Annotated in this window: 18 protein-coding genes; 2 read left to right on the top strand and 16 right to left on the bottom strand. The window is 38.7% G+C overall.

Features of this window, described 5'->3' with window-relative positions:
* Window positions 1-125 precede the first annotated feature (125 nt).
* Genes IBX42_RS08930 through IBX42_RS08900 form a run of 7 tightly spaced genes read right to left on the bottom strand, consistent with a single transcriptional unit; the run spans window position 126 to window position 6,456 of the window.
* A complete protein-coding gene (locus tag IBX42_RS08930) occupies window positions 126-1,082 on the bottom strand; it encodes a Wzz/FepE/Etk N-terminal domain-containing protein (RefSeq protein ID WP_294931933.1) in 957 nt (318 codons plus the stop codon).
* A 51-nt stretch (window positions 1,083-1,133) separates the two neighbouring features.
* Complete coding sequence (locus IBX42_RS08925; protein WP_294931930.1) at window positions 1,134-1,712, bottom strand: HAD family hydrolase; 579 nt, start codon at window positions 1,710-1,712, stop codon at window positions 1,134-1,136.
* Entirely contained in the window at window positions 1,709-3,184 is a 1,476-nt protein-coding gene (locus tag IBX42_RS08920) for a glycosyltransferase family 39 protein (RefSeq protein ID WP_294931927.1), read from the bottom strand. The genes IBX42_RS08925 and IBX42_RS08920 overlap by 4 nt, the downstream gene beginning before the upstream one ends.
* The gene (locus tag IBX42_RS08915) at window positions 3,181-3,912 is read right to left on the bottom strand and encodes an SDR family oxidoreductase (RefSeq protein ID WP_294931924.1); all 732 of its coding nucleotides are present in this window, start codon (window positions 3,910-3,912) and stop codon (window positions 3,181-3,183) included. Before IBX42_RS08915 ends, IBX42_RS08920 begins: the two co-directional genes overlap by 4 nt.
* Window positions 3,909-5,201, bottom strand: a complete 1,293-nt coding sequence (locus tag IBX42_RS08910; protein WP_294931922.1) for an FAD-binding oxidoreductase — start codon at window positions 5,199-5,201, stop codon at window positions 3,909-3,911. The genes IBX42_RS08915 and IBX42_RS08910 overlap by 4 nt, the downstream gene beginning before the upstream one ends.
* Window positions 5,202-5,203: 2 nt before the next feature.
* A complete protein-coding gene (locus IBX42_RS08905) occupies window positions 5,204-5,593 on the bottom strand; it encodes a GtrA family protein (RefSeq protein WP_294931919.1) in 390 nt (129 codons plus the stop codon).
* Window positions 5,590-6,456, bottom strand: coding sequence for a decaprenyl-phosphate phosphoribosyltransferase (locus IBX42_RS08900; RefSeq protein WP_294931916.1), 867 nt, complete (start codon window positions 6,454-6,456; stop codon window positions 5,590-5,592). The genes IBX42_RS08905 and IBX42_RS08900 overlap by 4 nt, the downstream gene beginning before the upstream one ends.
* 84 nt (window positions 6,457-6,540) lie before the next feature.
* On the opposite strand from IBX42_RS08900, the gene IBX42_RS08895 reads away from it, so the two are divergent.
* Window positions 6,541-7,101 (top strand): DJ-1 family glyoxalase III, encoded by a 561-nt coding sequence (locus tag IBX42_RS08895; protein WP_294931913.1) that lies wholly within the window; start codon window positions 6,541-6,543, stop codon window positions 7,099-7,101.
* Here the strand turns inward: IBX42_RS08895 and IBX42_RS08890 are convergent.
* The gene (locus tag IBX42_RS08890; RefSeq protein WP_294931910.1) at window positions 7,067-7,996 is read right to left on the bottom strand and encodes a class I SAM-dependent methyltransferase; all 930 of its coding nucleotides are present in this window, start codon (window positions 7,994-7,996) and stop codon (window positions 7,067-7,069) included. The genes IBX42_RS08895 and IBX42_RS08890 overlap by 35 nt on opposite strands.
* Before the next feature lie 57 nt (window positions 7,997-8,053).
* On the opposite strand from IBX42_RS08890, the gene IBX42_RS08885 reads away from it, so the two are divergent.
* On the top strand, window positions 8,054-9,256 hold the full coding sequence (locus IBX42_RS08885; RefSeq protein WP_294931907.1) for an FAD-dependent oxidoreductase: 1,203 nt from the start codon (window positions 8,054-8,056) through the stop codon (window positions 9,254-9,256).
* An 8-nt stretch (window positions 9,257-9,264) separates the two neighbouring features.
* On the opposite strand, the gene cysS is transcribed toward IBX42_RS08885, so the two are convergent.
* The 8 genes from cysS to IBX42_RS08845 form a co-directional block, all read right to left on the bottom strand.
* Window positions 9,265-10,665 carry a cysteine--tRNA ligase gene (gene cysS / locus IBX42_RS08880; RefSeq protein WP_294931904.1) on the bottom strand — a complete coding sequence of 467 codons (1,401 nt, stop codon included), beginning with the start codon at window positions 10,663-10,665 and terminating at the stop codon, window positions 9,265-9,267.
* Between the two features lie 13 nt (window positions 10,666-10,678).
* Window positions 10,679-10,984, bottom strand: a complete 306-nt coding sequence (locus IBX42_RS08875; protein WP_294931901.1) for a CcdB family protein — start codon at window positions 10,982-10,984, stop codon at window positions 10,679-10,681.
* Complete coding sequence (locus tag IBX42_RS08870; protein ID WP_294931898.1) at window positions 10,984-11,229, bottom strand: type II toxin-antitoxin system CcdA family antitoxin; 246 nt, start codon at window positions 11,227-11,229, stop codon at window positions 10,984-10,986. The genes IBX42_RS08875 and IBX42_RS08870 overlap by 1 nt, the downstream gene beginning before the upstream one ends.
* A 112-nt stretch (window positions 11,230-11,341) precedes the next feature.
* On the bottom strand, window positions 11,342-11,593 hold the full coding sequence (locus IBX42_RS08865) for a type II toxin-antitoxin system RelE/ParE family toxin (protein ID WP_294931895.1): 252 nt from the start codon (window positions 11,591-11,593) through the stop codon (window positions 11,342-11,344).
* Window positions 11,593-11,820, bottom strand: a complete 228-nt coding sequence (locus tag IBX42_RS08860; RefSeq protein ID WP_294931892.1) for a CopG family transcriptional regulator — start codon at window positions 11,818-11,820, stop codon at window positions 11,593-11,595. The genes IBX42_RS08865 and IBX42_RS08860 overlap by 1 nt, the downstream gene beginning before the upstream one ends.
* A 98-nt stretch (window positions 11,821-11,918) precedes the next feature.
* Window positions 11,919-12,209 carry a type II toxin-antitoxin system RelE/ParE family toxin gene (locus IBX42_RS08855; protein WP_294931889.1) on the bottom strand — a complete coding sequence of 97 codons (291 nt, stop codon included), beginning with the start codon at window positions 12,207-12,209 and terminating at the stop codon, window positions 11,919-11,921.
* Window positions 12,210-12,443 carry an addiction module protein gene (locus IBX42_RS08850; RefSeq protein WP_294931886.1) on the bottom strand — a complete coding sequence of 78 codons (234 nt, stop codon included), beginning with the start codon at window positions 12,441-12,443 and terminating at the stop codon, window positions 12,210-12,212.
* Window positions 12,444-12,809: 366 nt separating this feature from the next.
* A complete protein-coding gene (locus IBX42_RS08845) occupies window positions 12,810-13,109 on the bottom strand; it encodes an HNH endonuclease domain-containing protein (protein WP_294931883.1) in 300 nt (99 codons plus the stop codon).
* Window positions 13,110-13,139: the final 30 nt, after the last annotated feature.

Raw genomic sequence — 13,139 nt, 5'->3', positions numbered from 1 at the left:
CGCTCTCAGGTTGGAGCTTAAACAGCCAAGGTTTAATGGTTTGATAATCTATCATGAGCCTCTCTTTTACCTTTAAAATGGAGTGATTATACTAAAAAAAAGTAAAGAGCACTTTATATGACCGGCTATTGTTGCTCTTTCTCAGCTCTTATGAACTCTAGCAAGAAGACAAAAAATATGGATAGAATCAGACCTGTTACAAAAGCGACAACGACTATCAAGCTCTTCTTTGGTTTTATTGGGTAGTCATTTGTCATAAATGCGCCTACAACTTCTGTGTTTTTGTAGTTGTATGGCTCCATTAAAACTTGTAGAGCTCTTAACTCCTCTTCTAGTTTCTCTATCTCTATAACTTCAATGCTGTTTTTTCGATCTTCAAACGACTCTAGCGAATCTTTTATTTTTATAATAATATCAGCCAGATATCTCTGTTCATTTATCTGCAGAGTTGCTAAAGTAGGGTTTGAATCTTTTATTTTTTTAAGATTGCTCTGTACGTCTAAAAAATTAGCTTCATAAACTGCTAAATCTTTTTTATATCTGCTTATCTTCTCTTGAAGCGAGGGAAGAGTCTTTGTCTTTAGAAGCATTAGTCTGCCGTCAACCTGTTTAGCTCTTACTTCATTAAGACTCTTTACATCGTCTAGAATTTTTTTATGCTTTTGTTGAACGTAGTCAACAACCTTTTGAAGCTCTGCTTCTGTTTCTTCGTTGGAGGAGCCGTTAGTTATGATTTCAAGAAAATTTTTCTGATTTTTAGGTACTTGAATTTTTTCGGTTTTTGCCTCTTTGTCATTTTCGTTTTTTAAGATCTCAATATAGAGAATTTCCAGCTCTTTTGAGAGTTCATGAGCATCCGAAACTACTACCTTATCGTTAGAGTTTGCAATTTTATATTCGCCTATTTTTAAAATTGCTTTTGCCTCATAAGTTTTTGGTGCCATTAAAGCATAAACTATCGCACCGATTGTAACTGCCAACGTAATCAAAACTATTTTTACTTTATGTTTCATAAGAGTCTTAAAAAGCTCTCTTAAATCTATCTCATCTTCTTGTATGGCATAGTTATTAGTGTTGTTCATAGCGGTTTCCCTTTGTTTTATAAGTGGAATGATACAAAGATACTCCTTTGATTAATATAAGGTGCTTTTATGCGCAAGAGCGAGCATCTCTTTGTCTCCGGAGCTGTCTCCGTAGGCGTGGATTGTTTCATATTCTTGCAGATTGAGATGTGCTTTTATGCGGTTGGCTTTTTCAATGCCGTGGCAGTTTGGGGTTAAAAATTTGCCGCAAAAAGTGCCCTCTTCAAATTTTAAATGCGTGCACAAAAGCTCGACTCCCTCTTTGTCGCACCAAGGCTGTAGCCAGCAGCGCATTGAGGCGGAAACTATAACAACTCTGTCTCCTTTTGCCTGATGCTCTCTTAGGAGTTTAAATCTCTCTTTGTTGAGCATGGTGTCAAGTTTTGTAAGTGAAAACTCTTTTGCCTTGCTTTTAAAAAACTCCTCATCCATACCTTTGAAAAATATTCTAAAGAGATGCTCTTTGGCAACACCGTTGTTCATCAGTTTTGTCTGCCAGAGTATGAAGTAGGGGAGAAAGCGAAACATATTTAGAAGATATTTTTTTCTGCCTACGCTCTGTTTTAAAAACTCACCGAGCGAGTCTTTTGTAGTAAGCGTGCCGTCAAAATCAAAAAGTGCCAAATTCATCTGTAGTACCTATCCTTAAAGTAACACTCTCCCTTAGGAAGCCATGAGGGGATGTTGTAAAACTGCTTATGCTGATAATCAAGATGGCTTTTTTTATACGCTTCATAATCAAAATCGATGCATTTGGTGCTATAAAAGGTTGCGCTCTCTAGCTCAAAAGAGTCGATTTTGTAGGACGAACAGCTCTCTTTTAGCTCTTTTTCGTTTATCTCTCTTTTGTGAAAGAGGGTAATGTCACTGCCGGCAATATCTCTTACGTCAAAGAGTTTGTCATCAAAGCGGCCATATTTTGAGTTATTAAAGAGAGCCGTCACATCTCTTTGGCAGTAGTGAGAGAGAAGTGCGGCGGCTGAGTAGCTGTTAGTAAAAATTCTCTCATCATTAAACTTCTCAAGTTCGCTGCATAGTGCTTCCGGCTGGGTATACATAACAATATCGGAGTATTTTTTGTGCTCCTTTAAAAGAGAGGTTGGAAGCGCTAAAGCGACTATGACAATTACCGCGTGAGCAAAGGTAAAGTAGGCGTTGAATCTGAAGAGTTTGAGCTGTTTTTCGCTTTTGAGATAGCTAAATAGCAGAAAAAGATAGGGTACAAAAATCAATAACCAGTGAAGTCCGATATGGTTTTTAAGCGATACGATTAAAAAGATGAAAAAAACGATGCCCAATATTGAGAGCAGAAGTTTAAATAGCGTTGTTTTTTCAAACTCTGTTTTAAACAGATAGTAGGCTCCCCACGGGGTTAAGATATAGAGTATAAGTCCAAAATAGCCAAGAACGCTTCCAATGTTGTAGATGCTTCCATTTGTTCTTGCAAAAAAGTTAAAGAGAATGTTGTTCCAGCAGCTGTTGTAGTTAAAGTAGAGATTTTGGGCGATAAAGAGAGATACAATGGCGCTAACAACTAAGACGGTTTTGATAGCTTTTATTCTGTAGAACGCAATAGAGAAGAGAAGAAGTGAGAGCATCAAAAAAACTGCAAAATATTTGCTCAAAAATGCAGCGCCCAGAAATATGCCGGCTAAAAGAGCGTACCTGAGCCACTCTTTTTTCTCAAGCGAATATAGCAGAAATAGCGTCCCAAGTGAGCTAAAAAAGAGCAGGGCGACATCATTTGTCATAAGCATGAGCAGCAGATCAGTAGGAGAAGCCAGAAATATAAACGATGAAAGAAGAGCTTTTTTCTCCTCTACACCATAAAGCAGGGCAATTTTATAGATGACAAAAGCGGTAACAAACGTGGTCACAACCGCAAAGAGCCTAAAGAAGAGGTGTGAATCGGCGACAAAACTCATAAGGTATATAACCCAGCCCACCATCGGCGGATGGTCGTAGTAGCCCATACTTAGATTGTCTGCCCACTTTATGAAGTAGGCTTCATCTCCCGTTAGCGGCAAAAGCAGTAAAATGAGAAGTTTTAGAGCAAGAATGGCACCAAGAACTCTTATCTCTTTTTTGTAGATCTGTATCATATGCTCATTTTTTTAAAAATAAATTCAGGAATATGTTTGATGATTAGCATAATAAAAAACCAGATCGGTTTTGTATAAAGAGTGTTTCTGCCCTTTTTCTGTGCATTGAAAATATCTTCGGCAACTTCATCCGGTTGCGCAGTTAAATTCTCCGGCAAGTCCATATTTTCAGTCATTTTGGTAGCGACAAAGCCGGGTTTTACGGTAAGAACCTGCACGCCGCTCTCATAGAGTCTGTTTCTAAGACCGCTCAAGTAGGCGCTAAAAGCAGCCTTCGCGCTTCCGTAGATATAGTTTGCTTTTCTGCCTCTATCCCCTGCAACGGAACTCACACCCACGATAAAGCCGCGTCTCTCTTTCTCAAAATCATTTGCGACGATGTTTAAGATGCTAACGGCTCCCGTGTAGTTTACATTTATGGTTTGTAGAGACTCATCCCAGCTCTTTTGCGCACTTTTTTGCTCTGCCATGTAGCCCGAGACTACAATTACGCCCAGCGGTCTCTCCTCAAGCGAAGTGTAAAAATCCTCATGCGTTTCATACGCCGTGATATCAAACTCTTTGAGCTTTACGTCAACCCCGCTTCTTGTCTCTATATCTTGCTTCAAATCCTCCAAAGATACGCTCTCTCTGGCTGCAAGATAGAGGTTGTAGCCGTTTTTTGCGTAGACTCTTGCTACCTCTTTAGCAATGTCGCTTTTTGCGCCGATTATTAGTACATAACTCATATTTGAACCCTTTTTGACTGCAGTGAATTTAATTTTTTATCCATACCGTTTTCTTTTCTAAACTCTCTAAATTTATCTATTTTTTCATACCCTTTCTCAAAGGTCTCACAACTTACGCGTACATCTTTTGTAAGGTAGATCCTGCCGCCATATTTTACGACTACTTTATCAAGAGCATCTAAGAGTTCAAAAAGTCCCTCTTCAATCTTAAAGTCAAGTGCAAGCGAATATCCCTCCATGGGAAAAGAGAGGTAGTTCTCGTTTGCTTTGCCGTAGAGTTTTAAGACTGCCAAAAACGACCCTTTGCCCGAGTCTGAAATTTTACCGAGAATCTCTTTTAACCCTTCGTAACTCTGCTCTTTTGGAAGTATGAACTGGTACTGCGTAAAACCGCCTTTGCCGTAGATTCTGTTCCAGTTGCCTATGGCGTCAAGCGGATAGAAAAAGGTGTCGATGTCCACTTTTTGTTTGGAGATGCCATCTTTTGCTTTTGCGTAGTAGAGCCGGTTAAAAGCCTTCACGCTTAAGTTGTTTAGTGCAAATGAGGGGAAGTTAAAAGGGATGGAGAGCTTCTTTTTGCTTCTGTAAGCCAAGTCGCCGTCATCCGCAAAGTCGCCCACCATAAGCAGACACTTTCCAAGTGCATCATCTTTTGCCAAGCAGTCTATCCACGCAACCGAGTAGGGCATATCTTGATACTTCTCAAAGGCTTCAAAGGTCTCTTTTAGATTTTTTGTTTTGATGGTTGTCTGTCTTATGTTTTTGGAGTTGATTTTTTTAAGGCTGATTGTCGCACTGAGTATCACGCCCGTAAGCCCCATCCCTCCGCAAGTTGCATAAAAGAGCTCATCCCCTTTTTTGCAGACCTTTGTCTCGCCGCTAGGCAGCATGACGCTAAACTCTTCGACACACTCGCTAAAACACCCCTCTACGTGGTGGTTTTTTCCGTGAACGTCGCTTGCGATCGCTCCGCCAACTGTAATGAGTTTTGTTCCGGGAGTTACCTTTAAAAACCAGCCGCGCTTTACAACCGAGTCTAAAATCTCACTCAAAAGAACGCCTGCTTGACATGTTAGCAGACCCTCCTCTTCATCAAAAGCCAAAAAGTTGTTATATGGTTTTACATGGAGGATGTTTTCATTTAGTGCGCCATCACCGTAGCTTCTGCCGTTTCCATAAGGGATAAACTCGTCCGTCTCTTCTATATATCTCTTTAAAGCAGCTCTATCTCTTAGAGAAAATTTTTTAGTGATGATTTTTGGAAACATTCCCCAGCTGAGCAGACCCACGGCTAATCCTTAAAGACAAATCTTTTATCGAGATAGTATTTTACTATATATCCTATACTAAGTCCAATGACGGCACCAAGATATTTTGCGCCCTCATTTTCAAAGGCAAGATTAAAGCCTATCTCAAAGCCCCAAAAGATAAATGTGGTAAAAAGACCCATCAGCGAGTAGAGAAAAAACTTTTTGCCGTCATCCTTTTTGCTCTTTGGCGTGTGAAAAAAGATATATTTCTTATCAAGAATATATTTCAGCACCAACCCCGCAACCGTTCCGACGAACATAGCTACGTAAAGTGCCAAAAATCCGTCATAGAGTAAAAAACTGATATATTGAGATGCAAGATTCAGGGCTGTTGATAAAAGAGCAAAAAGCGTATATCTAAGAGCGATCATGTAAATTTTATGATAGTTACAAAACTAAAAAACCAAAAGAGGATAGTCAGTCTTAAAAATTTGTCTCTGATGAGTACCTTTGTCGGGCTGCCGCTATCCTCTTCTACAAATGTTATCTGCATGTAGCGAAAAATACCAAGAATTACGAAAAAAGAGCTAAGGTATAGATACTCAGTGCCCAACCTAATCTCAACTTCTGGCGAGATGGTGTACATAATGTAGCTTACAATCACGACTCCAGCCATCAAAACCATAGAAGCATTGACAAACTCAAGGTTGTAGCCGTCTATATTTTTTCGCGTCTCTTGCCCCTCTAGTGAGAGGAGAACATCATCTCTCCTTTTTGCAAGAGCCAAAAAAAGTGCCAAAAGGAATGTCATAAGGATTATCCACATGGAGAGCGTAATGTCCGTGACGCTTGAACCCGCAAAAAGTCGCATAACAAAGCCCGTAGCGATGATGAAAATGTCCAAAATGGCAATATGCTTTAGTTTTAGCGTATAGGCAATGTTTAAAATAAAATAGAGAAACAAAACAGTGAAAAGTTCTGTGTTAAAGAAAAGCGTGATACCTAGTGAAGTGAGAGAGAGAAGTAGCATAAGTGTAATTGCGGTACTCTTAGAGACACTGCCGCTTGCAAGTGGACGATTTTTCTTTGTGGGATGTGCTCTATCTTCATTAATATCAAAAAGGTCGTTAAATATATATACGCTACTTGCCAAAAGGCTAAAGAGCAAAAAAGCGACTAGCACACTGAGGTTGTCTTGGCTGTTACCGAATGAAAACGAGAAGAGCAGGGGCAGAAATATAAAGAGGTTTTTTATATATTGATGTATGCGAAAGAGCTTGATTATTTCACCCAAAGAGAGAACCTTGACTTTTTAAGCAGATTATAGCATTATAAGTATAAAATAAAAAGCAAGAAATTAAAGAAGGAGCGTGGAATCATGAGTAGAGTTTTAGTGCCGTTGGCAGAGGGATTTGAAGAGATAGAGGCGATAAATATCATAGATGTATTAAGAAGAGGAGATATAGAGGTCTTGATTGCATCTTTGGATGAGAAAAGAGAGGTAAAGGGAGCGCACAATATTGTAGTCAAGGCGGAAATGGCTATAACTGATGTTGACGTCTCTTCACTGGATATGATAGTCCTTCCCGGAGGCTGGGGTGGAACGGTTGCTTTGCGCGATGATGCAAATGTGAAGAGAATTTTAAAAGAGATGGATGCAGAGGGCAAAAATATCGGTGCAATCTGTGCTGCACCTCTTGTGCTCCACACTGCAGGGGTTTTGAAGCATAGCTACACATGTTATCCGAGCATGCAGGAACAGATAAGGGAGGATGGATATATGGGAGACGGAGCCATGGTTGTAGAAGACGACAATGTTATGACTTCGCGCGGACCTGCAACAGCCATCTGTTTCGGGCTGCAGATCGTCAAAAAGTTAAAAGGTGAGCAGAAATATAGCGAGGTTAAATCTGCTCTTTTGGCGTCTTACTGCGACTAAAGAGCAGATTTTTAAGACTTTTTTGCTCATCTAGGCTTGCAAACTCTTGTGGGTTTTCAAGACGTTTGACAAATTTAAAGTCAGGGGCAAGCTCTTTGATGAGCTCTGTTAAAAAATCACAATCAAGTTCCGGAGAGTTCAGGCATGCAAGAAGCTTGCACTCTTGCGATGCAATTTCGGGCAGTTTTTTGATGATCTTTTGGTAATCTTTTGTAGCCTCAAAACTACCTTTTTGAAAGGTGGGCGGGTCTATGATGATTAGATCGTATGGACCGTTTTTTTTGATGCGTGAAAATGATTTTAAAATATTGTAGGGTAAAAAACTCACCCCATTTGTATCCAAATCGTTTAGATGATGGTTTGAACGCCCCACCGAGAGCGCACCTTTGCTCATGTCGATGTTTGAGACACTTCGCGCGCCGCCGAGTTTTACCGCAACGCTAAAAGCGCAGGTGTAGCTAAAGAGATTTAGCACGTTTTTATCTTTTGCATTTTCTCTTACAAATGCTCTGCCGTTTTTCATATCGGGAAAATAGAGACTGTTTTGGTTTGAGAGTAGATTTAGTTTTAACTTCATGCCGTTCTCTATTGCAAAAGTATCTTGCGCTAACTCCCCGATTATGACCTCACTTGGTGCGCCTTTAATGTAGCGTCTCTGAACTACAAGTGTCGTGTATCTGTTTGAAAACACAAACCTCTTTATCATCTCTAAAAGCTCATCTTCGGACTCCTCTTCAAAGTAGAGCCCAACGCTAAGAGTGGTGTCAATTGAGTCTATAGTGAGGTGCTTCCACTCCTCATAAAGACCGCCGCGCCCGTGGAAAAGTCTCTTAAATTCTTCAGTTGCATCTTTGGCTCTCTCTTCTAAAAGTTCTTCTAGTTGTTCAACTCTCATTTTTTGCCTAATAATTTTTGTATAATTTTAACCACTTTAAAGCGCAAAAGGCAAAATTTGAATAAAAAAGTAGTTGTTATCGGAGGCGGTTACGGCGGTCTGCGGGCAGTTGAGTATCTCTCTAAGAGCCGTGACATAGATATAACGCTTATAGATAAAAATCCATACCACTATCTCCAGACCGAAGCGTACGGCTATATAGCGGGCAGATTTGACATGCATGATGTCGCCGTGGATCTCAAAGAGTGGTGCGCTGGGTTTGAAAAAAAGGTAGAGTATATTAATGAGAAGGCTACTTCCATAGAGTTTGAAGAGCAGCAGGTAAAGACACTCAGTATATCAATGCCTTACGACTATCTCATAATCGCAACGGGAGCCAAAACAAACTTTTTCTCCTTTATAAAGGGCTTAAGAGAACATAGCTACGGCGTGAAAAAACTCCAAAGAGCTTACAACTTTAGAATCGAGTTTGAAAATCTTATCTATAAAAAGCTCTTAAACGAAAAAAACGGCGAGGATATAAATCTGGTCATAGGCGGAGCAGGTCTCAGCGGTGTTGAAGTCGCCGCTGAGATGGCGCATGTCATAGAAGTGTATAAAAAGACGATAGGTGCCAGAGTAGAGAGCATAAAGATATACCTTATAGATGCAAGCAAAACAATCCTGCCAGGAATGAGCGAGTTTCTGATAAAAAGCACGCAAAAAAGGCTGGACTCATTGGGAGTAAAGACGCTAAGAGAGACATTTATAGATAGCATGGATGATTCATATATCTATTTCAGAGACTCAAAAAAGCTCAAATACCACTTTATGGTCTTTACGGGAGGCATAAAAGCAGCCGAACTAAACGACTCTTTAGATGTAGAGAAAAACAAGATATCTCAGTTCATTCCAAACAGCAGGCTAAACATCGGCAACAGAGAGAACGTCTTTGCAATCGGCGACTGTGTTGAGATAAAAAACGCTGCAAAAGAAGTGCTCCCTCCGACTGCTCAGACTGCGGAGAGAAGTGCGGAGTATGTGGCTGATGCCATCAGAAGAAAAATAGACAATCAAGATATAAAACCGTTTAACTCCAGCGTTCTTGGTGTGTTTATAGCTCTTGGCGGAAAGTACTCTGCCGGAGAGCTTTTTGGTTTCATAAAAGTAAGCGGGTATACGGCTTATCTTCTAAAAAAAGCCATAACCAAAGCCTACTATCTCGGGCTACGTTTGCGCATAAACGCAGGTTACAAGAACAGAATAAAAAGGGATATATAACTAAAGAGTTATACCCTCTCCCAAAACGTACCTTGAGGCGTGTCCATAAGACTTACGCCCAAGAAAAGTATCTCATCGCGGATTTTGTCTGCCGCTGCAAAATCTTTTGCCTTTTTTGCTTCATCTCTTTGCTTGATGAGTTCATTGATTTTTGTTTTTGTCTCTTCGTTGACTCCCCATTGAAAGTACTCGTAAGGATTTTTAGCACCAAACCCCCAAACCTCTTCTATGTAGGCAAGGTTTGAGAGCGTTTCTTGTTTAAGCTCCTTATGTTTACCCGCCGTGTCAAGAGTCTCGTTTGCATGTGAAATCATCTCATCTATCAGTGCAAGAGAAGTAGAGACGTTTAAATCGTCACTCAGAGCCTTTAAAAGCTCCTCTTTAAATGGAGTCTTTGCATCTTCACAAGTCAGCTCAAACAACCTTTTTTTCAGCCTGTAAACCTTGTCTAAACGCTTTTTGGAAGCTACCAGATCCTCTTCATTGAAGTTGAAGTTGCTTCTGTAGTGAGTGCTTAAAAGGTAGAAGCGCAAAACCTCTCCGTCGTAAACTTTTAGGGCATCTTTTAAAAAGAAGCTGTTTCCTAAGCTTTTTGACATCTTTTCGCCGTCTATGTTTACAAAACCGTTGTGCATCCAGTAGTTTGCAAGTGCGTGGTCTGTCGCACATCTTGTCTGCGCCGCTTCGTTTTCATGGTGGGGAAAGAGCAGGTCAGCCCCGCCACCGTGAATGTCTACGGCAAATTTTCTGCCTTTATGCGCCAGATGTTTCTCTATCATGGCGGAGCATTCAAGATGCCATCCTGGGCGACCTTTTCCAAAAGGGGAGTCAAATGTTACGCTGCCATCTTTTACGCTTTTCCATAGAGCAAAATCTGCACTGTTTTTTTTCTGCGATGAGCTCTCTACACGCTGTTTTTTATCATCTTCATCTTGAACTCTGCAAGAGAGCTTTAGGTATTCGCTGTCGCTTGAAGTGTCAAAATAGACATCGCCGTCGTCTGTTTTATAGGCATGGTTGCTATCAAGAAGTTTTTGTATCAGCTCAATCATAGCCTCAAGCGATTCAGTAGCCTTTGGCTCAAGATTTGGGCGTTTTATGCCAAGCTGTGCCATCTCTTTATGGTAAGCATCGGTGTAAAAATCTGTTATCTCTTTTATCTCTTTGCCGCTTTGGCTTGCTTTGTTGATAATCTTATCGTCGATGTCCGTAATGTTTCTTGCATAAGTAACATCGTAACCGTTAGCCTTTAAAACTCTAGTTAGAAGGTCAAAGACCAGAGCACTTTTTGCATGCCCGAGATGCGCATCGTCATAAACGGTAGGACCGCAGACGTAGAGCGAGACTCTGTTGTCATCTTGAGGGATAAACTCCCGTTTTGTTTTTTGTACTGAATCGTAAATTGTCATTAAACTGTTTCCTTTAAAAGCCGGTTATCATAAAGTCGACTGCCGAGATTATCTCTTCTCTTTTATCTGCCACTGAGCAGACAAATTTACCCAAATTATCTATGGATACACCTGCCAGCTCTGCTGTAGACATGGTTACTTCCAAGCCATCTACGCTAAATATCGGGTTTAATATTTTTGCAGGCTTCATATTTAAGACCAAAGGCACAACAACTCTTGTTGAGAGGCTTTTGAGTATGTCATTTTGAATATCTAGTAAAAACGGTATCTCTTTGTTTGTTTTTGAATTTTTATTTCTGTATACGTCAAATTGAGCCATTAAAAACTTCTTATATCATCACTGAAAGTACCATTCTTGGAGACTCTTTCATTATAACTTTTGATAGAAGTTTTGTTTTGAGATTCCCAATTTTGCATCTCTTTCTCTTTTATAAGTTCAATAAGCGTTTTTTCTAAAGAGTTGGATATATTTATGTGAAGTTCTTTTGCTTTTTTAAGCAGATCAGAATTTATACTAAGATTCGTTGCTTTTTTCTTTGCATTTGAATCGTAAAGCGCTGTCATCTGTATCTCCTATGTGTATAAAGTATGTGTATGATTATAGCATATCTGATTTTGAATAGTAACTGTTGTTTGCTTTATTTCTTAACGGTTGAATTAAAGTTTTGTTAGACTTTTAGTAAACTTCTTTTCTGTGGGCTATTCTAATCAAAGTGATAACTAAAATGTCATTTTCCTTTAAATAAACGATTCTATAATCACCCGCTCTTTTTCGAAACTTTCCTTTATGTTTGCCTTTAAGGATTTTATCCGTTGCAAATAAACCATTTTCTAAGTCCAGTATCTTTGAAAAAACAAGCTTTTGATTTTGGGAATCTATCTTTTCTAACTCTTTAAATGCAGCTTTTGGAATTATGACCTTGTACATTAACTAAGACCAAGTCTTTTTGCCACTTCTTCAAGGGTATAAACCTCTGTTTTTCCTGCTTTTAGCTCATCAATTCTTTTGTCTGCAATCATCTCATCCAAAGTGTCAAAGTAAGTGCTCACTGCTTTTTCAATAATATAAGTTCTTGAACGCTCAAGCTCATGAGCATAAGAATCTAAATCTGTTAATAGAGTTTCATCCATACGAATATTAATTGCTTTTTTCATATTGTATCCTTTTGTATCTACATTATACTACAATAGTTGAAAAAAAATCAAGTAGTGTCTAACGTTTATTTCTCTCTTAGTACTTGTTATATTTTTGTTTAATTTCTATCTTTCCAATAGTTTGGTTTTCTATGAAGTTGCATAACAGCTAAAATAACAATTTCATCATCTCTTTGAAAATAAATTATCCCAAATGGGAATCTATTTGTTAAACATCTTCTTATGTCTCTATCTAGCCTTTGCCAAGCAGTTGGATATTCTAAAATTCTTTGGATTGTTTTTTGAACTTCATATGCAAACTCTGCTCCGAGTCCATCTTTACACTCTTGATAATAATCAACTAAAGCATTTAGTTCAAGTTCGGCATCTGGATGGAAAGAGTAGGTCATTTATGAGTCTAGTCTTTGAGATATTTTTTTGAAAACTTCATCTCCATCAACCAATGTAACGGAATTTGACTCGATTTCTTGCTTTCTTTTATTTACTTCTTTTATCCAAAGTTTATCTATTTCACTGTTTATCGGTGTAATGCTAGCTAATATTTTATCAACAATTTTAGTTTTTAAATCTATTGGTAAAATATCTATCTCATCAAAAAGTTGTTCTTGTTTTAAAGCTGTCATGATTAACTCCAATTTCAAAATATACACCATTTTAGCAAAATAGTGTATATTTTATCATTAAATAAACTATTCAACAATTTTTAGTGTGATTAATAAAAAGGTATGTCTTTCAACTTTCTTATTATCAAACCAAATACAAGTTGCCGAATCATCATCAATTTCTTCAATTGTCATTATCTCGCCACCAGATTTAATTGTACTGTATCTCCAGCATTAAAACTCATTTTTTGTCCTTATTTTAAATTTACCAATTTACTTTCATAAATAGGCATATTCAAGTTTCCAGATAATGTGGCTTTTTGGATATAACGTTTAAAATGAGCCGATGAATTGCCCGCAGGGTAATTTATTGGCTCCTCTGTTTTGTTAGCTACTGATAGCCTCTTGAACCATATGTTCACTAGGAAGAAGTTTTCCATTTTGCAAATCAACAATTTTTTGTTTGAGTTCATTGAACTCAGATAATGACAATAAGTCATTTTTATACAACTCACGAATGAAGTCATCAACTTTTTTATCATTTTTCATAGAGTTTGCATCATAACTAGCTGCGACAATATTGCGATAACTATTGTCACCACCTGCTGCTTGAGCAATCACATGGTCAAGATAACAATTATCCTCAGAAATTTTTTTACCAGCTGACCTTACGCACCAAGGAATCAAAGTTGCTTAATCTAAAGCATGAAAACAGAT

Origin of the sequence: Sulfurimonas sp. (genome assembly GCF_014859695.1) — a bacterium.
GTDB lineage: Bacteria > Campylobacterota > Campylobacteria > Campylobacterales > Sulfurimonadaceae > Sulfurimonas.
This window is presented reverse-complemented; position numbering and strand designations above follow the sequence as displayed.